This is a genomic window from Bradyrhizobium sp. ISRA442 (assembly GCF_038085055.1).
Taxonomy (GTDB): domain Bacteria; phylum Pseudomonadota; class Alphaproteobacteria; order Rhizobiales; family Xanthobacteraceae; genus Bradyrhizobium.
In genome coordinates this window covers 220609-241787 of the sequence record NZ_JALGCN010000007.1, presented here as the reverse complement: position 1 = coordinate 241787, position 21179 = coordinate 220609, and the positions used below count along the sequence as shown (strand labels likewise).

17 protein-coding genes are annotated in these 21179 nt (G+C 64.8%); 14 read left to right on the top strand and 3 right to left on the bottom strand.

Annotated features, from left to right (window positions below):
* Nucleotides 1-17: 17 nt before the first annotated feature.
* The 3 genes from MTR72_RS17635 to MTR72_RS17625 all read right to left on the bottom strand — a co-directional run bounded on the left by MTR72_RS17635 (nucleotide 18) and on the right by MTR72_RS17625 (nucleotide 2244).
* Nucleotides 18-1547, bottom strand: a complete 1530-nt coding sequence (locus MTR72_RS17635) for a hypothetical protein (protein ID WP_341510750.1) — start codon at nucleotides 1545-1547, stop codon at nucleotides 18-20.
* Nucleotides 1548-1706: 159 nt separating this feature from the next.
* The gene (locus MTR72_RS17630) at nucleotides 1707-1943 is read right to left on the bottom strand and encodes a DUF3551 domain-containing protein (RefSeq protein WP_280970699.1); all 237 of its coding nucleotides are present in this window, start codon (nucleotides 1941-1943) and stop codon (nucleotides 1707-1709) included.
* A 1-nt stretch (nucleotide 1944) separates the two neighbouring features.
* Entirely contained in the window at nucleotides 1945-2244 is a 300-nt protein-coding gene (locus MTR72_RS17625) for a DUF3551 domain-containing protein (protein WP_280970700.1), read from the bottom strand.
* A gap of 256 nt (nucleotides 2245-2500) precedes the next feature.
* Here MTR72_RS17625 and MTR72_RS17620 point away from each other — a divergent pair, with 256 nt between their 5' ends.
* The 14 genes from MTR72_RS17620 (at nucleotide 2501) to frr (ending at nucleotide 21175) form a co-directional block, all read left to right on the top strand.
* The gene (locus MTR72_RS17620; protein WP_280970701.1) at nucleotides 2501-3229 is read left to right on the top strand and encodes an outer membrane protein; all 729 of its coding nucleotides are present in this window, start codon (nucleotides 2501-2503) and stop codon (nucleotides 3227-3229) included.
* Nucleotides 3230-3715: 486 nt separating this feature from the next.
* Complete coding sequence (gene dnaE / locus MTR72_RS17615; protein ID WP_280970702.1) at nucleotides 3716-7219, top strand: DNA polymerase III subunit alpha; 3504 nt, start codon at nucleotides 3716-3718, stop codon at nucleotides 7217-7219.
* A gap of 458 nt (nucleotides 7220-7677) precedes the next feature.
* Nucleotides 7678-8982 carry an MFS transporter gene (locus MTR72_RS17610; protein WP_280970703.1) on the top strand — a complete coding sequence of 435 codons (1305 nt, stop codon included), beginning with the start codon at nucleotides 7678-7680 and terminating at the stop codon, nucleotides 8980-8982.
* Between the two features lie 65 nt (nucleotides 8983-9047).
* Nucleotides 9048-9812 carry a maleate cis-trans isomerase family protein gene (locus tag MTR72_RS17605; RefSeq protein WP_280970704.1) on the top strand — a complete coding sequence of 255 codons (765 nt, stop codon included), beginning with the start codon at nucleotides 9048-9050 and terminating at the stop codon, nucleotides 9810-9812.
* A 99-nt stretch (nucleotides 9813-9911) separates the two neighbouring features.
* Entirely contained in the window at nucleotides 9912-10703 is a 792-nt protein-coding gene (locus MTR72_RS17600; protein WP_280970705.1) for a GntR family transcriptional regulator, read from the top strand.
* Nucleotides 10700-11485, top strand: a complete 786-nt coding sequence (locus MTR72_RS17595) for an aspartate/glutamate racemase family protein (protein ID WP_341510749.1) — start codon at nucleotides 10700-10702, stop codon at nucleotides 11483-11485. The genes MTR72_RS17600 and MTR72_RS17595 overlap by 4 nt, the downstream gene beginning before the upstream one ends.
* Nucleotides 11482-12906, top strand: a complete 1425-nt coding sequence (gene hydA, locus MTR72_RS17590) for a dihydropyrimidinase (protein WP_280970707.1) — start codon at nucleotides 11482-11484, stop codon at nucleotides 12904-12906. The genes MTR72_RS17595 and hydA overlap by 4 nt, the downstream gene beginning before the upstream one ends.
* A 188-nt stretch (nucleotides 12907-13094) precedes the next feature.
* Nucleotides 13095-13709, top strand: coding sequence for a 3-keto-disaccharide hydrolase (locus tag MTR72_RS17585; protein WP_280970708.1), 615 nt, complete (start codon nucleotides 13095-13097; stop codon nucleotides 13707-13709).
* Between the two features lie 348 nt (nucleotides 13710-14057).
* Nucleotides 14058-14798, top strand: coding sequence for a carbonic anhydrase (locus MTR72_RS17580; RefSeq protein ID WP_280970709.1), 741 nt, complete (start codon nucleotides 14058-14060; stop codon nucleotides 14796-14798).
* Between the two features lie 171 nt (nucleotides 14799-14969).
* Nucleotides 14970-17510, top strand: coding sequence for a caspase family protein (locus tag MTR72_RS17575; RefSeq protein WP_280970710.1), 2541 nt, complete (start codon nucleotides 14970-14972; stop codon nucleotides 17508-17510).
* Nucleotides 17511-17719: 209 nt separating this feature from the next.
* The gene (locus MTR72_RS17570) at nucleotides 17720-18709 is read left to right on the top strand and encodes a 30S ribosomal protein S2 (protein WP_280970711.1); all 990 of its coding nucleotides are present in this window, start codon (nucleotides 17720-17722) and stop codon (nucleotides 18707-18709) included.
* Between the two features lie 134 nt (nucleotides 18710-18843).
* Nucleotides 18844-19767, top strand: a complete 924-nt coding sequence (gene tsf / locus MTR72_RS17565) for a translation elongation factor Ts (RefSeq protein ID WP_280970712.1) — start codon at nucleotides 18844-18846, stop codon at nucleotides 19765-19767.
* 64 nt (nucleotides 19768-19831) lie between these two features.
* Complete coding sequence (gene pyrH / locus MTR72_RS17560) at nucleotides 19832-20548, top strand: UMP kinase (RefSeq protein ID WP_280970713.1); 717 nt, start codon at nucleotides 19832-19834, stop codon at nucleotides 20546-20548.
* A gap of 63 nt (nucleotides 20549-20611) precedes the next feature.
* Nucleotides 20612-21175, top strand: a complete 564-nt coding sequence (frr, locus tag MTR72_RS17555; protein WP_280970714.1) for a ribosome recycling factor — start codon at nucleotides 20612-20614, stop codon at nucleotides 21173-21175.
* Nucleotides 21176-21179 lie beyond the last annotated feature (4 nt).

Sequence of the window (21179 nt, the reverse complement as noted above, 5' to 3'; positions counted from 1 at the left end):
CGGAGCTTCAACCGCATTTAGTCGATGGGAGCCTTGATGATGCGGATGAACTCTGGCCTGACCCATCGCATCGGTCCTATCCCTTGACCGGACAGCAGGCCCAGATTGTCCTGGGTCGCGGCGACGGTCTGGAACAAATTGGCCGTGCTATTGTCGGCGGGCCAAACCATCGCCGCCGTGGCGTTGTACGGATTGATCGATGAGTCGAGTTTTACCACGGGCACGCCGAGGAAAAAGGCATCAGTATCCCCGTAGGACGCATCAGCCTCATTTGACATCTCCCAATCGACCTCGTTTGTCTGCCACGATCCAAACTGGAAATAGCTTATCTTGTCCGGGGGCCAGAGATAGTAAAAGCGCGGCGTCATGCCGGCTGGAACATCCAGCACTTCCTTGCTGAACATCTTGTCGTCGAATCCCGCCCGTCCGCTAAACTTGACGCGCACCAGCTTTTCTTTGCCGGGACGGAACGTGGCCAGTCCAGCGATGGTCGTGCCGAACGGAAGCTTCAGTCTCTTGATGTCCGTCGGCGCTCTCGGTTTCAACCATATTCTGTCGCCGACGTCGGATCTGCCTGCAGCGATGCGTGGTCGCGATTGCGCGTCGCGCAAGGCATCGTCGACGTTGAGGCCATAGCCGACCTGAATGCTTTGGAAGATCGTCACCGTATCAATCGCACTCTCCTCATCGCCTTGGTTCTTCGCATAGGAAATCAACACCAAGGCGCCGAGTTGGGGGTCCGCACTGAGTCGCCGCGTCACTTCGGGGAGCCAATGTGACGTCCACTCGGCTTCGAAGCGACGGGCCTGGATGGCATTGTTGATCTTTTGCAAGACAAAATTGGCGCCCTGAAACGCCAGAGTGGCCCCCTGGAATTTGGCGTCTCCGCGCGCATTGGGACCGAACTCCTGCACGGGCGCGATTGGTGTCCCGACCTCACTTGTCGTTTTTTCCTTCGTTTGCGCGCCGCCGGACGGCGGACTGGAAGGACCGCCCTTGTTGGGGCTGGTCTTGACTGGGCTACTCTGCATCATGCTCAACGGTTTCAATCCCATGAGCTTCCTGGCCTGCGCGATACTTTCGGTGCCGCCCTTTCCCTTGATCTGGGACTCCCGGGCCAGCGGGACTCCCAGGTTCGCGGCTTGTTTGGCGAGCCGTTCATCGAGGGTCCACAAGCGTGCGTTCATGCTCTTCGCTTCTGCCGCGATGAAGGCGTCGCCAGGCCTTGTCTTGCCTTTGCCTCCGTATTCCTTGACGGGACCTGGCTCTCCTACCTTGGGCTCGTGAGTGATGTTGTCGGCGTAGAAATCGCCCCGATCCTTGATACTGGAGGCAGTCGCTGGCGGGGTCGTGATCTTCAGGTCCTGAAGCAACTTCTCGTAGCCCATGCGCGTCTCGATCGGAGAATCCAGCACCAATTCGTTGTATGCCGCGTGCGCGATGTAGACCGGCTCTCCCGACCCAAGAACGCGCTGCAATGCCTGAGCCACGGCTACGTTGCCCCGCGCAACATCCTTGATGACGTTCTTGTCTAGAAGAATGGTCATGTTCGATGCCTCCGCGCGAAGACGTCGGGTTCCCATCGACCGAATACAGACGTGGCCCGAGAATGAGTTGCTCCAACTTTCGGAGCGGTTCGATTACCAAGCCGTGATCACCAGGCAGACCTCGCGCGAGCGGTATGAGCTCGCTCTCACTGCCGCGCCTCACCGGCGGTCGGTCGGTTTCCTCTGCGTAAAATACGGATTCTCGAGGCATGCCGCGGAGCGGCCGACAGCGAGATATCTGCACTGTTGCAGCGAGGTGTAGCGGCAGTCGAGATAGCCGACGGGGCCGTAGATCTGCATGCACACCGGGTAGCGCGGATCATAGGTCTGGGCGTGCGCATGGCTGCTCACGAGGAGCGCGCCGATCGCGACGAGTATCAGGCAAGCGCAACGCATCTCAGCGCGGCCAGGAATCGTTCGGCGGGTAGCCAGGTGTCAGGACGCGCGGACGATTCTGATAGGCGTAGGGATCGTCCGACTGGCCGACGAAATACGGGTTCGCAATGCAGGTGAGGGCGCGGCCCGATGCGCTCGCCTGACACTGCGCGTAACTACCGAAGCGGCAGTTGCTGAGGCCCGGCCATTCATCGCCCGTCATACAGGGGGGATGATTGACGCCGTCGGCACGCGCGGGCGCGCTTGCGAAGAGCGCGAGCGCAAATGTGGCAACAATGGGGAGAGCGACGAGTCCGCGCATACGAATCTCCGATCACGTGCTTGTGCATGCGTCGATGCTCCACACGCATGCGAAGCCTATGTCGCTTAGTCGATGTTGGGAACTCCTGAAAACCCTTGTTTCAAAGGGTTTCCAGCGCGCTCTGGTAAACGTTCATTAATGCACAGGAGGCCCTTTGGGCCCGACTGTTGCGCCAGGGTTACAGCAATTCCGTCGATCGCTGTTATGAGGTGCGCACGGCCGGGGGGCCTACTGAAGAAACTGGAACGGGAATCAAATGAAGAAGAGTTTGTTGCTTGCCGCTGTGAGCCTCGTCGCGCTCAGCGCGGCTGCGCCCGCGGTGGCTGCTGATCTCGCGGCGCGGCCGTACACGAAGGCGCCGCCTGCGATGGTCGCTGCGATCTACGACTGGAGCGGCTTCTACATCGGCATCAACGGTGGTGGCGGTTCGTCGCACGCGACCTGGGATAGCTTCGGCGTGCGCGAAGCCTCGCACGATGCGACCGGTGGCACGGTCGGTGGCCAGATCGGCTATCGCTGGCAGTCGGGCCAGTGGGTGTTCGGCGTGGAAGGGCAGGGCAACTGGGCCGACTTCTCCGGCAGCAGCGTCAGCGCGATCGACGGAAACACTGATCGCACCAAGATCGACGCGTTCGGTCTGATCACCGGTCAAGTCGGCTACGCCTGGAACAACGTCCTCGTCTATGTGAAGGGCGGTGCGGCTGTGGTTGGCAACAAGTTCGACGTCCATACGCCGGGCGGCGCCTTCGTTGCGTCGTCGGATGACACCCGCTGGGGCGGTACGATCGGTGCGGGCCTCGAGTTCGGCTTCGCTCCGAACTGGTCGGTTGGCGTCGAGTACAACCACATCTTCCTGGGTGGCAACGATCAGACCCTGACCAATGGCGGCGTGCTCGTTCAGACCGACCACATCAAGCAGGACGTCGACATGGGCCTCGTCCGCCTGAACTACAAGTTCGGCGGCCCGATCATCGCCAAGTACTAAGGCAAGCCGCTTCGAGCGAAGCGATTGTCGAAAGCCCCGGCCTTGTGCCGGGGCTTTTTTGTTACGTGAATTCAGCGGGTTAACCATCCTGCTTTGCGATCGCCGAGATGGCTTGACTCCCGGGAACGGAATGAGAACAATGTTCTCCATACGTTCTAGCGATGGAGCAAGGCCATGTTGAAGATCTTCGTGGAAGAAGCCGCCGCACTGGCGTCGATCGCGCTATTCGTCGGGATGATCGCGATCTGGGCGCAGGTGATTCCCCAGCTCTGAGTCAGAGTGTTCAGGGCCGCCGATGGCAGTGCCTTCCGGTCGATGCAGGTGCCCCTGGGGAAAAGCCGGACGACGCGGCCAATGTGCCGGTCCGGCGTGGACTCTCGGCTTGCGAGGCACCACCATTATGAGGCGAGTCGGCCGTACGAGTGCATGACGCCTTGAGGAGCCGGCGACCGCTCCATCTCATCTGCAAGAGGCCGTCAAGCGACCATGCCGAGCGCCGGATTTGTCCACCTTCACGTTCACTCGGCCTATTCGCTGCTCAAGGGCTCGATCAAGATCGCCAAGCTGGCCGAGCTCGCCAAGAAGGACCACCAGCCGGCCTTGGCGCTGACCGACACCGACAACATGTTCGGTGCGCTGGAGTTCTCCGACAAGATGGCGGGCTCCGGCATCCAGCCGATCGTCGGCTGCGAGCTCGCCATCGATTTCGGCGACCAGGATCCGAATGCGCGCAACGCGCTTCTGCCGTCGCGCGTGGTGCTGCTGGCAGCGCAGGAGCGCGGCTATCGCAGCCTGATGCGGCTGAATTCGCGCGCATTCCTGGAGACGCCCGACACTCACGCCTCCCACATCAAGTTCGACTGGCTCGAGGGGGAGACCGAAGGCCTGATCGCGCTCACCGGCGGCCCGGACGGGCCGATCTCGCTGGCGCTTGCCGCCGGCCACGCCGAGCTTGCGGCCACACGCTGCGAGCGTCTCGCGAGCCTGTTCGGCGACCGCCTCTATATCGAGCTGCAGCGCCACGGCATCGACAAGGAGCGGCGCATCGAGAGCGGGCTGATCGACATCGCCTACACAAAAGGCCTGCCGCTGGTCGCGACCAATGAGCCGTATTTCGCTGCGACGGACGACTACGAGGCGCACGACGCGCTGCTCTGCATTGCCGGCGGACGGCTGATCGCCGAGACCGATCGCGTGCAGCTCACGCCGGATCACCGTTTCAAGACGCGCGCCGAGATGGCGGTGCTGTTCGCCGACATTCCGGAGGCGCTGGCCTCGACGGTCGAGATCGCCGAGCGCTGCTCGTTCCGCCCGATGACGCGCAAGCCGATCCTGCCGTTCTTCACCGTCGGTGCCGCGGCCAGCTCCGACGCCGCCGCGGTGGAGGCAGCCGAATTGAAGCGGCAGGCGGAGGAGGGGCTTGCCAACCGCCTGCGCGTCCACGGCTTGGCGCCGAACACGACGGAGGAGGACTACAACAAGCGCCTGGCATTCGAGCTCGACGTCATCATGCGGATGAAGTACGCGGGCTACTTCCTGATCGTGTCCGACTTCATCAAATGGGCGAAGGCGCACGGCATCCCGGTCGGGCCGGGCCGCGGCTCCGGCGCAGGCTCGCTCGTCGCCTGGGCGCTGACCATCACCGATCTCGATCCGATCAAGTTCGGCCTGCTGTTCGAGCGCTTCCTCAATCCGGAACGCGTCTCGATGCCGGACTTCGACATCGACTTCTGCCAGGACCGCCGCGGTGAGGTGATCCAGTATGTGCAGCAGCGCTACGGCCGCGACCAGGTCGCCCAGATCATCACCTTCGGTACGCTGCAGGCGCGCGGCGTGCTGCGCGACGTCGGCCGCGTGCTGCAAATGCCGTATGGCCAGGTCGACAAGCTCACCAAGCTGGTGCCGCAGAATCCGGCTGCGCCCGTGACGCTGGCCGCCGCCATCGAGAGCGAGCCGAAGCTCCAGGCGTTTCGCGACGAGGATCCGGTGGTGGCGCGTGCCTTCGATATCGCACAGCGCCTCGAAGGCCTGACGCGCCACGCCTCGACGCATGCGGCCGGCATCGTGATCGGCGACCGTCCCTTGAGCGAGCTCGTGCCGCTCTATCGCGATCCCAAGTCCGACATGCCGGTGACCCAGTTCAACATGAAATGGGTCGAGCCGGCCGGCCTCGTGAAATTCGACTTCCTCGGCCTGAAGACGCTGACGGTGCTCGACGTCGCGGTAAAGCTGCTCAAGCCGCGCAACATCCATGTCGATCTCGCCACGCTGCCGATCGACGACGCGGAAAGCTACCAGATGCTGGCGCGCGGCGACGTGGTCGGCGTGTTTCAGGTTGAAAGTCAGGGCATGCGGCGCGCGCTGATCGACATGCGCCCCGACCGTTTCGAGGACATCATCGCGCTGGTCGCGCTGTACCGTCCGGGTCCGATGGCGAACATCCCGACCTATTGCGCCCGCAAGCACGGCGACGAGGAGCCGGAATATCTGCACCCCGTGCTGGAGCCGATCCTGAAGGAGACGTTCGGCGTCATCATCTACCAGGAACAGGTGATGCAGATCGCGCAGGTGATGTCGGGGTACTCGCTCGGCGACGCCGACCTGCTCCGCCGTGCGATGGGCAAGAAGATCCGCGCCGAGATGGACAAGCAGCGCGACATCTTCGTCGCCGGCGCGGTGAAGAACGGCGTGCCGAAGGCGCAGGCCGAGACCATCTTCGAGCTGCTGGCGAAATTCGCCGACTACGGCTTCAACAAGAGCCATGCGGCGGCCTACGCGCTGGTGTCCTACCACACCGCCTACATGAAGGCGCATTATCCGGTGGAGTTCATCGCGGCGTCGATGACGCTCGATCTCAACAATACGGACAAGCTTTCGGAATTCCGCTCCGAGGCGCAGCGCCTCGGCATCAAGGTCGAGCCGCCGAATGTCAACCGGTCAGGGGCGACCTTTGATGTCGGCGACAAGACGATCTACTACGCGCTCGCAGCCCTCAAGGGCGTCGGCCTTCAGGCGGTCGAGCAAATCATCGAGGAGCGCACCAGGAATGGGCTGTTCACCTCGCTTGCGGATTTCGCCGCGCGGGTAAATCCCCGTGCGATCAACAAGCGCATCATCGAGAGCCTGGCTGCCGCCGGCGCCTTTGACACGCTGGAGCCGAACCGCGCCCGCGTCTTTGCCGGTGCGGACGCGATCCTCGCGGCCTGTCAGCGCGCGCATGAGGCGGCCACCATCGGCCAGAACGATATGTTCGGCGGCGCTGCGGACGCGCCCACCATCATGCTGCCGCAGATCGAGGCCTGGCTGCCGGCCGAGCGGCTGCGCCGCGAATACGACGCGATCGGCTTCTTCCTGTCGGGCCATCCGCTCGATGACTACGCGACCGTGCTGAAGCGCCTGCGCGTGCAGTCCTGGGCGGAGTTTTCGCGTGCGGTGAAGACCGGCGCGACCGCCGGCAAGGTCGCGGCCACCGTGGTGTCGCGCATGGAACGGCGCACCAAGACCGGCAACAAGATGGGTATCATGGGCCTGTCCGATCCGACCGGCCATTTCGAGGCGGTGCTGTTCTCCGAAGGCCTCGCGCAATATCGCGACGTGCTGGAGCCGGGCGCCGCGGTGCTGCTCCAACTCGGCGCGGAGCTCCAGGGCGAGGATGTGCGCGCGCGCGTCCTGCACGCCGAGCCGCTGGATGATGCGGCTGCCAAGACGCAGAAGGGGTTGCGCATCTTCCTGCGCGATACCAAGCCGCTGGAGTCGATCGCCAAGCGTCTTGCCGGACCCGAGATGGCTGCCTCGAACGGTGCAGCGCCAAAGGTGGGCAGCCCAGGCATCGCGCCCCGCTCCAACGGCGACGGCGAGGTCTCGCTGGTGATGATGCTTGATCTCGAGACCGAGGTGGAGATGAAGCTGCCCGGCCGCTTCAAGGTCTCGCCGCAGATCGCCGGCGCGATCAAGGCGGTCGCAGGCGTCGTCGACGTACAGCAGCTCTAAGCCGTGTACTCATAAATCGGGGCAATTGGTGCGGCGCGCCCGATTTCCGCTCGTCAGCCAAGAGCGGCGCGAAAGCGGACGTCGGCGGAGGTCGCAAAAGCGCCAAATCCGGACGTCCATCCAAACGTGGTCGAGCGCTTGAGCTCGGGGCCCGCAGAGCATCGAAAATTTAGATGACCGGATAGGGCGAATGGTGGACCGCCGTCGAGGCGCAAAGCTTTGCCGTTGCTGCGGTAAATTCGCTTTCGAGTTGGGTGCTGCGCGCGTACCTGACTTGCTGGCGATGTTGGTCGCTTGAAATACGATATATATCAATGTGTTGAAAAATATTGCATGCAATATGCAATTTTTCGATTGAGCCTACGTTGCGATTGCCCTAGACCAGAAAGGGCCCACGCCTCCCGCCACAGAGCGGTCACGAGAGCAGAAGGATGGGAGCAAACCGACGGAGGATCAGAATGGACGGGCGTGCGACGACGGCAAATGGTGTTTTGGCGGCGAGGCGGACGAACGTCCGCTGGAAGATTTTCTTCCTGATGTTGTTCCTGATCGCGATCAACTACATCGATCGCGCTTCGCTCTCGGTGGCGATGCCGCTGATCGCGAAGGAGTTCAATCTCGATCCTGCGACGCAGGGACTCATCCTCTCTTCGTTCTTCTGGACCTACGCCTTCATGCAGGTCCCGGGCGGCATGCTCGCGGACAAGTTCAAGCCGCGTATCGTCATCGCCGCCGCGACCATCGGCTGGGGCTTCTTCCAGGCGATCGCCGCGGCGTCCACCAACTGGGTGATGCTGCTCCTGACGCGGCTCGGCCTCGGCGCCACCGAGGCGCCGATCTATCCTGCGGGCGGAAAGCTGAACGCGATCTGGATGACGCAGAACGAGCGCGCCCGCGGTGCCACGCTGCTGGACGGCGGCGCGCCGCTCGGCGCTGCGCTCGGCGCAGTCGTCATCGCCTGGCTGATCGCGGCATTCGATTCATGGCGCGCGGCCTTCCTGGTTGCCGGCGTCGGCACGGTCCTGTGCGGCCTCGCGGCCTGGTGGTACATCCGCAATACGCCAAGGGAGCATCCCTCCGTCGACGACAGCGAGGCGCGCTTCATCGAGGCGGCGCATGCCGAGGAAGACGCCCAGGCACCGGCCTCGCGCGGCGGCGGCGCAGGCGCCTACTTTCGCTTCCGCTCGGTCTGGTTGATGTGCTGCGGCTGGATGTTCTTCAACACCGTGTTCTACGGGCTGTTGACCTGGATGCCGACCTACCTGTTCAAGGTGCACGGTTTCGACATCAAGACGCTGGGCGGCGCGTCCTTCATCATTTTCTTCGCCGGCTTCATCGGCGAACTCGTCGGCGGTTTCATCGGCGACGCGTGGCGCGCCCGCGGCGGCACGCCCAACCTCGTGTTCCGCTCGCTGTTCGGCCTCGCGGCGCTGATCGCGACGGCCTCGGTCTTCGCCGTGGCTTATGTCCGCGATCCCGTCATCGTCGTCGTGCTGCTGTCGACCACGCTGTTCTTCCTGCGCTGGTGCGGCATGTACTGGGCGATCCCCTCGATGCTCGCCACGCGGGACCGCGCCGGCTTGCTCGGCGGCTGCATGAATCTCGGCGGCAACATCGCCGGCATCACCGTGCCGATCATCGTCGGCTTCATCGTGCAGATCACCGGATCGTACTTCCTGGCCTTGATGTTCTTCGCCGCGGCCGGTGTCGCTCTGTTCGCCTGCTCGACCGCGATCGATTACAGCCGCAAGCTGCCGGTCTGACGACGTGTTCGCCCGCTTTCCCGGCCAGTTCGGGAGCGGGCGACAAAAACCTGAGGAGCACGATGATGACACGACGCGTTCGCCTGGGCATGCTGACACCATCGTCCAACACCGTGCTCGAGCCGGTGACGATGGCGATGTTGGCCAGCCTGCCAGGCGTCTCCGCGCATTTCTCGCGCTTCAGGGTCACGGAGATTGCGCTGTCCGAGCAGGCGCTCGGCCAGTTCGACGATAGCGAGATTCTCCGCGCGGCCGAGTTGCTCGCTCATGCCAAGGTTGACGTGATCGCCTGGAACGGCACCTCGGCAAGCTGGCTCGGCTTCGACCGCGACGAGCGCCTGTGCGAACGCATCCGCGAGGCGACCGGGATTGCCGCCTGCACCTCCGTGCTGGCGTTCCGCGAGATCTTCGAGCGGACGGGGGTTCGGCGCGTCGGTCTCGTCACGCCCTACCGCAGCGACGTCCAGTCGAAGATTATGGCGAACTGGCAGGCCTCCGGGTTTCACTGCAGCAGCGAGCGGCATGCCGGCTTGCAGGACAATTTCAGCTTCGCCGAGGTGACCGAGCAGGAGGTCGCCGATCTGGTGCGCGCGGTGGCGCGGGAAGGGTGCGACGCGGTCGCGATCGTCTGCACCAACATGCGCGGTGCCGGCCTCGCCGCGCCGCTGGAGCGGGAGCTCGGCATTCCCATCTATGATTCGATCGCGACGACGCTCTGGAAAAGCCTCGACGTCGCGGGCGTTCCGCCCGCGCGCATCGAGGGATGGGGCCGCCTGTTTCAGGACGATCGGCTGACGCCGCGGCGGGAGGCCGCGACGGCATCTCGCTGACTCCGGACGTCTATTTGTGAGCGGCGTGGGATGCGATTTCGATACTGGGCCTGAGCGAGGACATTATAAGTTATAGGTGTGCCTCTCCGGAGGAATGGGATGGCGGAACGCAAGAAAGCAAGGACAGACGGCAAGCGCGGCCGCTCGACGGTCGTAAAGCGCCGTTTGCGGCTGCAGCGCACGGGCCTGCACGAGGATGCCACAGCGCGACTGCGCAGCCTGATCGTTCGCGGCGACCTTGCGCCCGGTGAACCCCTGATCGAGGCGGATCTCTCCGAGGCGCTCGGCATTTCCCGTACGCCCCTGCGCGAGGCGCTAAAACTCCTGGCGTCCGAAGGACTGGTCCAGCTTCGTCTCAATCGCAGCGCGATCATCGCGCCGATCCGCCAGGACGAGGTCGAGGAATTGTTCGAGGCTGTCAGCGGCATCGAGCGGGTTGCGGCCGAGCTGGCCGCGCTGCGCATGACCGAGCGCGATCTTGAAAAGCTCGATCATCTGCAGGAGAGGATGGAACGGCTGCACCACACCGGCAAGCTACGCGACTATTTCGAGCTGAATCAGCAGATCCACAGCTTCATCGTCGCCTGCTCGTGCAACCGGGCGCTGAAGGCCACCCACGATTTGCTGCTCGGCCGAGTCGAGCGCGCGCGCCTGTTCGCCCTGTCATCGCAGGAGCGATGGGATGAATCCGTGGAGGAGCATCGCGCGCTGCTTGCCGCATTGAAGCAGCGCGATGCTGATCGCGCCGGACGGGTGCTGGCACGGCACGTGGTCCGGACCGGCGTTGTGGTTCGGGAAATTCTCGACAGCCGGCGCGATGGCGCAGAGCAACCTGTCGACGAGGCGGCGGCGCACAACGATCGCGCCGCCCAACGAGAGGACCATGTATGAGGATCCTGCTGCTCAACCCGAACACTAGCAAGGACGTGACCGATCTCCTGCTGTCGGCTGGCCGGGAGGCGGCGTCAGCGAGAACGGAGATCGTTCCTCTCACTGCGCCCCGCGGCGTGCCCTATATCGCGACCCGCGCCGAGGCGCAGATCGGCGGGGCGATCGCGCTCGAAATGCTCGCAGAACACAGTCGCAATGTTGACGCGGCGATCATCGCCGCGTTCGGCGACCCCGGCCTGTTCGCAGCGCGCGAGCTGTTCGATATCCCTGTTGTCGGCATGGCGGAAGCTGCGATGCTCACTGCCTGCATGCTGGGCCGGCGCTTCTCGATCGTTACTTTCGCGCGCGCGCTCGGCCCCTGGTATCAGGAATGTGTCGAGATGCACGGGCTACGCGAGCGGTGCGCCGGCATTCGCATGCTCGACGGCGCATTCCGGTCGATCTCGAACGTGCAGGACGAAAAGGAGGCGTTGCTCGTCGAACTCGCCAATCGCGCCGTGCGCGAGGACGAGGCCGACGTGATCATCCTGGCCGGCGCACCGCTCGCCGGTCTCGCGGCCAAGGTCAAAGCGAAAATCCCGGTTCCGGTGGTCGATCAGGTTGCGGCGGCCGTCAAGCAGGCGGAAGCGCTCGTGGCGCTCGCGCCCAGGAAGGCGACCGCAGGAACGTTCCGCCGGCCCGATCCCAAGCCGACGGTCGGTCTGCCGGACGCGCTGGGTCGTCACATCGAACATCGCAACGGGAGCGAGGCGGGAACATCGCGCAAGGAGAAGCGGCCATGAGCGGGCTCGACGTTATCATCCGCGGGGGCACTATCGCCACCGCCTCCGACACGTTTCAGTGCGACGTCGGCATCCGCGATGGGCGCGTCGTGGTGTTGGGTCAGGAACTCGGTCCGGCAGGCAAGGTGATCGATGCAACCGGCAAGCTCGTCCTGCCCGGTGGCATCGACAGCCATGTCCATTTCTCCCAGCCCTCCGGCCCCGATATCGTCATGGCGGACGATTTCGAAAGCGGTACACGGTCCGCCGCGTTCGGCGGCAACACGACGGTGCTGCCGTTCTGCCTTCAGGAAAAGGGCCATTCGCTGCGCGAGGCAGTGAATCGGTACCATGAGTTGGCGGATGGCAATTGCTACGTCGACGTCTCGTTTCACCTGATCATTTCGGATCCGACCGAGCAGGTGCTCGGGCAGGAGCTGCCGGCTCTGATCGAGGACGGCTACACCTCCTTCAAGGTGTTCATGACCTATGAGGATCTGGCGTTGTCCGATCGCGAGATTCTCGAAGTGATGTCGGTGGCGCGCGAGACCGGCGCGCTGGTGATGGTGCATGCCGAGAATTACGACGCTATCCGCTTTCTGACGGATCGCCTGGAGCGCGCCTCGAAGACCGCGCCTTATTATCACGCGGTCTCGCGCCCGATCGTCGTAGAGCGCGAGGCGACGCACCGCGCGATCTCGCTCGCGGAACTGGTCGACGTGCCGGTCATGATCGTCCACGTGTCGAACCGCGAGGCGATGGAAGAGATCCGACGAGCCCAGCAGAAGGGCCTGAAGGTCTATGGGGAGACTTGTCCTCAATATCTCATGCTCACCGCGGACGACCTTCAGGGGCTCAACATGGAAGGCGCCAAATATGTCTGCTCGCCGCCGCCGCGCGACGTGGCCAGCCAGGGCGCTTGCTGGGAGGGCATCCAGACAGGTGTGTTCTCAGTGTTCTCGTCCGACCATTGTCCGTTCCGTTATAACGATCCGCAAGGCAAGCTCGCGCCGAAGGGCCGCACCAGCTTCCGCTGGGTGCCGAACGGCATTCCAGGCGTCGCTACGCGGCTGCCGATCCTGTTCTCGGAAGGAGTCGCGAAGGGCCGTATCGATATCAATCGCTTTGTTGCCCTAACATCCACGAACCACGCCAAAACCTATGGTCTCTACCCGCGGAAGGGTACGATCGCGGTGGGCGCGGACGCCGACATCGCCATCTGGGATCCGGATAAGCGCGTTGTGATCACCCACGACCTGCTTCGCGATGGCTCCGACTACACTCCCTATGAAGGGCGCGAAGTCACCGGCTGGCCCGTCATCACGATGGTAAGGGGGCAGGTCGTGGTCAGCGACGGCGAGCTTCTTGGCACGCGGGGCCATGGCTCGTATCTGTCGCGGAATAAATCCTCCCTGACGACCTCGGATAGTTCTCGCTCCTGACAGGCCCCAGTTCTGCAACGGGTTACGAGCGGCTGGATGTCCGCTTGCGAGATCGGCTTGCCTCGTCCGTCGATGCCTCCCTTATCTTCGTTGAATGTGAGCGAGGAGCCTAGCCAGAATTTGCGCGAGGCCCTATCATCGGCTACCGCCCGGAGAGACAATCGGCGGACGACCAGGAGGAGACAATCATGCCAAAGACGTTACGGCGTTCTTTGCAATTTGCTCTTGCACTCGTCGCCTCGGGTTTTGTCGTGAGTCTGGGGCTGCCGCAGGCTAAAGCTCAGGAAGCCGGGTGGATTACGCTGTTCGACGGCAAGGACCTCGAACAATGGGATCACGTCGGGAAGTCCAATTGGCATCTTGCGGACGGCACGGTGATTGCCGACAAGATGGAAGACAAAGAGGCCGGTTATCTCGTTAGCAAGAAGCCGTACAAGGACTTCGTGCTGCGCGTCGAATTCTGGCCGAGCGATGATGCAAACAGCGGCATTTACTTCCGCTGCCTCGATGCCAAGAAGATCACCGACCGTACCTGCTACGAAGCAAATATCTTCGACCAGCGGCCTGATCCGAGTTACGGCACTGGCGCGATCACACGCTACGTCGAGATCAATCCGATGCCGAAAGCCGGCGGCAAATGGAATACGTTCGAGATCACGGCGAAGGGGCGTGACATCACGGTCGTGCTCAACGGACAGAAAACGGCCGAAATGCGGAACGGAATGTTCGATGAAGGCTCGATCGCCCTGCAGCACGGCGCCGGAGCGATTAAATTCCGTAAGGTGGAGATCAAGCCTTTGTAAGGCGGGTTTAAGCTACGGCGCGACACTGCTGCACCGCGAAATGTCGATTAGGCGAATGTCGCCTTGAGTCAAAAGCAGCAGTCAACGCAGCCCTCGAATGAGGTCCGGTCTCACGTAGACAGTCGACATGGCGGTTGCTGCCGCGTTGCTCCAGCTCAGGGCCCCGGAAGCGGACGCCGCATCGTATGAGTACACGCCTGGCTGGGCAGCCGCGAGCACTTGCGGTTCGGCCTGCGCCTTCAGTGCGGCAGAGATGTTGTGGTGCCGTCAGGTCATTGCGGCTATGATCGCGGCGATGCAGCTCGTTCGCGCGGTGATTTTCGAACCGCGCCCGGGAGGAAACGAGACATGTGCCACAGATGCTCTGAATCCCTACAGGACACGATCGTGCCGTCGCGGCGGTCTGCGATGCTGCTTGCCGCCTCGGCGCTTGGCCTCGCGCTCGGTGGCGCGGCCTTCGCCAAGGAAACCAAGACGCCGCCGAAGCCACAGAACGTGCTGTCGCCCGACGCGGCGTTGAAGCGGCTGATGGAGGGTAACGCGCGTTACGTCGACGGCGTGTCGCGGCGCCACGACTTCAGGCACGAGCGCGAGGCGCTGGCCAGTGGCCAGAACCCGTTTGCTGCCGTGTTGAGCTGTGCCGACTCGCGTATCGCGCCTGAATATGCCTTCGATACCGGCCGCGGCGATCTCTTCGTCTGCCGCGTCGCCGGAAATTTTGCCGGCGACGAGACCATCGCTAGCCTGGAATACGCGGTGGCCGTGCTCAGCACGCCGCTGATCCTTGTCCTCGGCCATGACAGTTGCGGCGCTATCGACGCGACGCTAAAGGCGCTTAAGGACAACAAACCACCGCCGGGACACATTCCCTCGCTGGTCGATGCGATAGCGCCCGCCGCCAAGGCGGCGATGCAGCAGGGTGGGGACGTCCTCGACAAGGCGATCCGGCAGAACGTGACCGACAACGTTGCGAAAGTGAGATCGGCCGCGCCGATCCTCAATGCAGCCGTGGAACAGGGCAAGCTCAAGGTCGTGGGCGGCACCTACCGTCTCGCGACGGGGACGGTCGATCTGATCGCGCAGGGCTGAATGACTTGGCTGTCGCGCGCCATCTTCGCGTCGCGAAGCTTACGCGGACCTGACCTCGAAAGGCGCGGCCATGCCGCCGCCTCAATCCGAGCCTTTCGTTCAAGCGCCGTTCAGCCTGTCGCGCGCCTGATGCGCGGCAGCAAACTCACAACAATAGCGGGCAAGCAAGCCATGCGTGGCACACACAAGGCCTTCATCTGCCTCCTCCTGCCGATCCTGTTCATTGCGGTGAGCGGGCTCGTCGATCCGGCCCGGGCACAGCAGTCGGAAAAACGTATCGCGCTGGTGGTCGGCAATGGCGCCTACGCCAAGTCGCCGCTGGCGACGACCGCGAACGATGCAGGCCTGATCGCGCAGACATTGCAGGCGGCAGGCTTCGACGTCGTCGGCGCGCGCGACCTCGACGGCGACACGCTGCGCAAGAGTTTTCGCGACTTCATCCAGAAGGCGCAGGCCTCAGGGCCGGGCACGGTCGCGATGATTTACCTGGCCGGCTATGGCGTGCAGCTCGCCGGCGAGAATTATTTCATTCCGGTCGATTCCAGCATCACGCGCGACACCGACATTCCGACCGAGGGCTTGCGCATCAGCGACTATGTGCGCCAGCTCGCCGCGATTCCGCTCAAGGCGAACATCGTCGTGCTCGACGCCGCGCGGGCGCAGCCCTTCATCGAGGGCGGCCAGCCGATCGCGAGCGGCCTTGCGCTGGTCGAGCCCGAGGCGAACATGCTGATCGCCTTCAACGCGGCGCCGGGCACGGTGGCGCCCGAGGAGTCCGGATCGTACGGTACCTATGCGCAGTCGCTCGCCGAGATGATCCGCACCGGCGGCCTGTCGCTGCCCGAGGTGTTCGACCGCGTCCGCTTGCGCGTTAACGAGGCCAGCAAGGGCGCGCAGGTGCCGTGGGACGATCAGAAGGTCAGCGCGCAGTTCAGCTTCTTCGAACGCGCGCCGGACGCGCCGCCGCCGCAGACCGCACCGGATCAGGTCGCCGCGATCCGCAACAAGCCGATCCGCGATCTCGGCGTGCAGGATGCCTACGCCGCCGCGCTCGAGCGCGACACGCTGCCGGCCTATGAGGAATTTCTGACGGCCTACCCCGATGATCCGATGGCGAAGCGGGTGATGGCGATCGTCGCGGCGCGCCGCGAAGCGATCACCTGGCGACGGACCTATCGGACCGATACGCCGGAGGCATACTGGTCGTATCTGCGCCGCTATCCGCGGGGACCGCACGCTGCCGATGCACGCCGACGTCTGGCGATCCTGACGGCACCGGTCGAGCCGCCGCCGAGCTTTGCGATGATCGACTACGACGTGCCGCCGCCTCCGCCGGCCGAGGTGGTTTATGTCGACCGTCCCGTGCTGTACTTCAGTGACCCGGATTTCGGCTTCGTGCCGCCGCCGCCGCCGCCAGTCTATTTCTGCCCGCCGCCGCCGCCGGATTTCGTCGTGTTGCCGCCGCCGCTGCCCGTGGTCGGATTGTTCGTGCTGCCCCAGCCGGTGTTCGTGCCGATCCCGGTGTTCGTGCGGCCGCCGGTCTATGTCGCGCCGCCGCCGAACAACATCATCTATCAGAACATCCACAACACCACGGTCATCAACACCGTGATCAACCAGCCGCCGGCACCGGCCCCGGCGGCGGGCACGGCAGCGGGACCTGCCAGCCTGGCACCGGCCGTCGCCGGCCGTGCGAATCCGGCTGGTCCCGCCGTGCCGCAGGCGGTCGTGCAACGCGCCGCGCTGATCCAGCAGGGCAAGGCGCCGATGCCGCCGAGTGCAGCGATCCATCCGATGGCGAGGCCAGGGACGCCCGCGCCAACGCCGGCGAATGTCGCGCCGACTGCCGCACCGACCACCGCGCCGCAGACCAAGTTGCCCGCGGCCAATGCGCTGCCGGTCCCGGGTGCCCATGGTGGTCCGCCCGCGCCAGCAGGGGCAGGGCCGCTGCCCAACGGCAGGCCCGCGCCGACCGCGACGGCACCAACCAACAACGCGGCCCCAGCCCACCCGCCGGGACCTGCGACGGCCACCGCGCCCGCCGGGACCGCGGTCACAGCGCCTGGCCAGCCGTCGAAGCCGCCTGCAGGGCAATCCCCGGCGGCAACGGGGCCGACCAACCACGCGCTTCCGGGCCATCCGCCGGGGCCGGCGACGGCCACGGCGCCCGCCGGGACCGCGGTGACGGCGCCGGGCCAGCCGCCAAAGCCGCCCGGCGCGCAGCCTCCGGCTGCCACGGGGCCGGCCGATCGTGCCAAGGCGGCCACCCGCGAGCCAGCCACCTCTGTGCCCCCGCCGGGGGGACCGGCGGCCGTTAAGCCTCCGCCTTCTGCCGCAAGGCCGGTCGCGCCGCCGCCCCCGGTCGCCCGGGAGCAGATCAGGCCGCAGAATCAGCGATCGGCATCACCGCCGCAGGCGGCCCGGCCGTCGGCCCCGCCGCCGCGGCCCCAGGCCGTGGCGAGGCCCGCGCCGCCGCCTCCACCGCGGATTGCTGCGCCCCCGCCGCGGGTGGCAGCACCTCCGCCGCCACGGCCGGCGCCGCCACCGGTAGCCGCTGCGCGGCCCGCGCCGCCGCCGGTTGCACGGCCGGCACCGCCTCCACCGCCGCCCAGGGTTGCCGTGGCACCGCCCCCGCCGCGTCCGGCCGCGCCTCCGCCACGCCCGGCTGCCCCGGCGGCCAAGAAATGCCCGCCCAACCAGCCGAAATGCTAGGGATCAGGGTGGAATTCGGGGAAGGGGCCCTTCGCGGACCGTAAGCGTCCCGAAAGGCCCTTATTTCCTTGCTTCTGGCCGAAATGGCGCTATATAGCGCGCCATCTCACACGGAAACATGGCTCACAAGGCCGTCCGGTGGCAGCCGGGGCGAGAACGCTCCGATTTGCTCACACGTTTCCGGAGGAACCAACCGGAGAATTAGATCTATGGCGCTACCCGACTTCACCATGCGTCAGCTCCTCGAGGCTGGCGTGCACTTTGGTCACCAATCCCACCGCTGGAATCCGAAAATGGCGCCGTTCATTTTCGGGACCCGCAACAACATCCACATCGTCGATCTCGCCCAGACCGTGCCGATGCTGCACCAGGCCCTGCAGGCCGTCAGCGATACGGTGGCAAAGGGCGGCCGCATCCTGTTCGTCGGCACCAAGCGCCAGGCGCAGGACGGCGTTGCTGATGCTGCCAAGCGCTGTGCGCAGTACTTCGTCAATTCGCGCTGGCTCGGCGGTACGCTGACCAACTGGAAGACGATCTCGGCGTCGATCAAGCGTCTGCGCCATCTCGACGAGGTGCTGTCCTCGGGCGAAGCCAACTCCTACACCAAGAAGGAGCGTCTGACGCTGCAGCGCGAGCGCGACAAGCTCGACCGTTCGCTCGGCGGCATCAAGGACATGGGCGGCTTGCCGGACATGATCTTCGTGATCGACACCAACAAGGAAGACATCGCGATCCAGGAAGCCCAGCGGCTCAACATCCCGGTCGCGGCGATCGTCGACACCAATTCGGATCCGAAGGGCATCACCTATGTGGTGCCGGGCAATGACGACGCGGGCCGTGCGATCTCGCTCTATTGCGATCTCGTCGCGCGCGCGGCGATCGACGGCATCTCGCGGGCCCAGGGCGACTCCGGCATCGACATCGGCGCAGCGGCCCAGCCGCTCGCCGAGGACCTGCCGACCACCGGCGCCTTCCAGGGCCTTGCCGGTCCGCGCGGCACCGCCGACGACCTCAAGAAGCTCCCTGGCGTGTCGGGCGCGATCGAGAAGAAGTTCAACGACCTCGGCATCTTCCACTACTGGCAGCTCGCCGAGCTCGATCACGACACCGCGCACAAGATCGGCGAAGAGGTCGGTTTGCCCAGCCGTGCGGACGCCTGGGTGGCCAAGGCCAAGGCGCTGACCGCGGAAGCGGAATAGTCAAAAAGAGTGATGGGTTGGCCGGATAGGTTCCGGCCACCATTTCAGTTGACGCGAATTCCTGAGATGGACCGCGGCGGGGCAGTTTTGGCGCCACGCCGCGGCAAACCGGCAGGCAAGAAGGATTTTCAACGATGGCAACGATCACAGCAGCGATGGTCAAGGACCTGCGCGAGTCCACCGGCGCAGGCATGATGGACTGCAAGGCCGCGCTCACCGAGACCAATGGCGACATGGAGGCGGCGCAGGACTGGCTGCGCAAGAAGGGCCTGTCGAAGGCCGCCAAGAAGTCCGGCCGCGTCGCGGCCGAGGGCCTGATCGGCGCGCTCACCAAGGGCACCAAGGGCGTCGTGGTCGAGGTCAACTCCGAGACCGACTTCGTTGCACGCAACGGCCAGTTCCAGGGCCTCGTCAAGATGATCGCCCAGGTCGCGTTCGACGCCGGCGCCGATGCCGAGAAGATCAAGGCCGCCAAGGTCGGCGACGTCACGATCGAGACCGCAATCAATGACGCGATCGCCACCATCGGCGAGAACATGACGCTGCGCCGTGCTGCCTCGCTCGAAGTGAGCCAGGGCGTGGTATCGAGCTACGTCCACGGCGCGGTCGTCGACGGCGCCGGCAAGATGGGCGTGATCGTGGCGCTGGAATCGGCCGGCAAGGCCGACGAGCTCGCAGTGCTCGGCCGCCAGATCGCGATGCATGTGGCTGCCGCCAACCCGCTCGCGCTCGAGCCATCCGGCCTCGATCCGGCGGTCGTCAAGCGCGAGAAGGACGTGCTCGCGGACAAGTATCGTCAGCAGGGCAAGCCCGAGAACGTGATCGAGAAGATCGTCGAGTCAGGCCTCAAGACCTACTACAAGGAAGTCTGTCTGCTCGAGCAGGCCTTCATCCACGACACCGGCAAGTCGGTGGCGCAGGCGGTGAAGGAAGCTGAGGGCAAAGTCGGCGGCCCCGTGAAGATCGCGGGCTTCGTGCGCTATGCTCTCGGTGAGGGAATCGAGAAGCAGGAAAGCGACTTCGCGGCCGAAGTCGCAGCGGCCAGCGGCAAGAAGTAAGCGCCGGAACGTTCCTTCCGGCGTGCCGCCGGAAGCGGCGCCCGGACAAGGAAAGTGCTCGCTCATGACTGATCCGGTCTATCGTCGCGTGGTGATCAAGCTGTCCGGCGAATACCTCGCTGGACAGCAGGGGTTTGGCATCGATCAGCCGACCGTCGACCGGGTCGCCGATGATCTGATCGCCGCGCGCCATCTCGGTGCCGAGGTCGCGGTCGTGATCGGGGGCGGCAATATCGTCCGCGGCGTCGAGGTGTCCGCCCGGGGCGTGTCACGCCCGACCGGCGACACCATGGGCATGCTTGCCACCGTGATGAACTGCCTCGCGCTGGAAGCGGCGATCGAGCGCAAGGGAACGCCGGCGCGCACTCTCTCGGCGTTCGTCATGCCCGAGATTTCCGAACTGTTTACCCGCACTGCGGCGCACAAATATCTCGCCGAAGGCCGCATTGTGCTGCTTGGCGGCGGAACCGGCAATCCGTTCTTCACGACCGATACCACCGCAGTGCTGCGCGCTGCCGAGATCGGCGCGCAGGCGGTTTTGAAGGCGACCAATGTCGACGGCGTCTACTCGGCCGATCCGAAGAAGGACCCGGCCGCCAAACGATTCGACCGCCTGACCCATTCGCAGGCGATCGAGGGCGGCTACAAGGTGATGGATGCGACCGCCTTCGCGCTTGCCCGCGAGACGTCGCTGCCTATCATCGTGTTCTCGATCGCCGAGCCCGGTTCGATCGGCGCCATTCTGCGCGGCGTCGGCCACGGCACGATCGTCGCCGGCTGACGGCCCAGCGGGCGCCCAAGTTGGGCGCGGGGCACGCCGCCAGGTTTTTGAAGGAGAAGCGTGATGGCCACGGGTAATTTCGACATCAACGAATTGAAACGCCGCATGCAGGGCGCCACCCAATCCCTCAAGCACGAGCTTGGCGGCTTGCGCACAGGGCGCGCGTCGGCATCGATGCTGGACCCGGTCCAGGTCGAGGCCTACGGCAGCCACATGCCGCTCAACCAGCTCGCGACCGTCAGCGTGCCGGAGCCGCGGCTGATCTCGGTGCAGGTCTGGGACAAGTCGATGGTCAAGCCGGTCGAGAAGGCGATCGTCGATTCCAATCTCGGTCTGTCGCCGGCGACGGAAGGGCAGGTGCTGCGCCTGCGCATTCCCGAGCTCAACCAGGAGCGGCGCAAGGAGCTGGTCAAGGTCGCGCACAAATATGCCGAGGCCGCCAAGGTCGCGGTGCGCCACGTCCGCCGCGACGGCCTCGACGTTCTCAAGAAGCTCGAGAAGAATCACGAGATGTCGGAGGACGATCAAAAGCGTCACGCCGATGAGGTGCAGAAGGCGACCGACGGCACGATCGCCGAGATCGACCAACTCCTGGCTGCCAAGGAAAAAGAAATCCTCACCGTCTAAGGCT

Coding starts and splice junctions, on each gene's coding strand:
- MTR72_RS17635 (WP_341510750.1), bottom strand. CDS start 1,547: ATGACCATTCTTCTAGACAAGAACGTCATCAAGGATGTTGCGCGGGGC.
- MTR72_RS17630 (WP_280970699.1), bottom strand. CDS start 1,943: ATGCGTTGCGCTTGCCTGATACTCGTCGCGATCGGCGCGCTCCTCGTG.
- MTR72_RS17625 (WP_280970700.1), bottom strand. CDS start 2,244: ATGCGCGGACTCGTCGCTCTCCCCATTGTTGCCACATTTGCGCTCGCG.
- MTR72_RS17620 (WP_280970701.1), top strand. CDS start 2,501: ATGAAGAAGAGTTTGTTGCTTGCCGCTGTGAGCCTCGTCGCGCTCAGC.
- dnaE (WP_280970702.1), top strand. CDS start 3,716: ATGCCGAGCGCCGGATTTGTCCACCTTCACGTTCACTCGGCCTATTCG.
- MTR72_RS17610 (WP_280970703.1), top strand. CDS start 7,678: ATGGACGGGCGTGCGACGACGGCAAATGGTGTTTTGGCGGCGAGGCGG.
- MTR72_RS17605 (WP_280970704.1), top strand. CDS start 9,048: ATGACACGACGCGTTCGCCTGGGCATGCTGACACCATCGTCCAACACC.
- MTR72_RS17600 (WP_280970705.1), top strand. CDS start 9,912: ATGGCGGAACGCAAGAAAGCAAGGACAGACGGCAAGCGCGGCCGCTCG.
- MTR72_RS17595 (WP_341510749.1), top strand. CDS start 10,700: ATGAGGATCCTGCTGCTCAACCCGAACACTAGCAAGGACGTGACCGAT.
- hydA (WP_280970707.1), top strand. CDS start 11,482: ATGAGCGGGCTCGACGTTATCATCCGCGGGGGCACTATCGCCACCGCC.
- MTR72_RS17585 (WP_280970708.1), top strand. CDS start 13,095: ATGCCAAAGACGTTACGGCGTTCTTTGCAATTTGCTCTTGCACTCGTC.
- MTR72_RS17580 (WP_280970709.1), top strand. CDS start 14,058: ATGTGCCACAGATGCTCTGAATCCCTACAGGACACGATCGTGCCGTCG.
- MTR72_RS17575 (WP_280970710.1), top strand. CDS start 14,970: ATGCGTGGCACACACAAGGCCTTCATCTGCCTCCTCCTGCCGATCCTG.
- MTR72_RS17570 (WP_280970711.1), top strand. CDS start 17,720: ATGGCGCTACCCGACTTCACCATGCGTCAGCTCCTCGAGGCTGGCGTG.
- tsf (WP_280970712.1), top strand. CDS start 18,844: ATGGCAACGATCACAGCAGCGATGGTCAAGGACCTGCGCGAGTCCACC.
- pyrH (WP_280970713.1), top strand. CDS start 19,832: ATGACTGATCCGGTCTATCGTCGCGTGGTGATCAAGCTGTCCGGCGAA.
- frr (WP_280970714.1), top strand. CDS start 20,612: ATGGCCACGGGTAATTTCGACATCAACGAATTGAAACGCCGCATGCAG.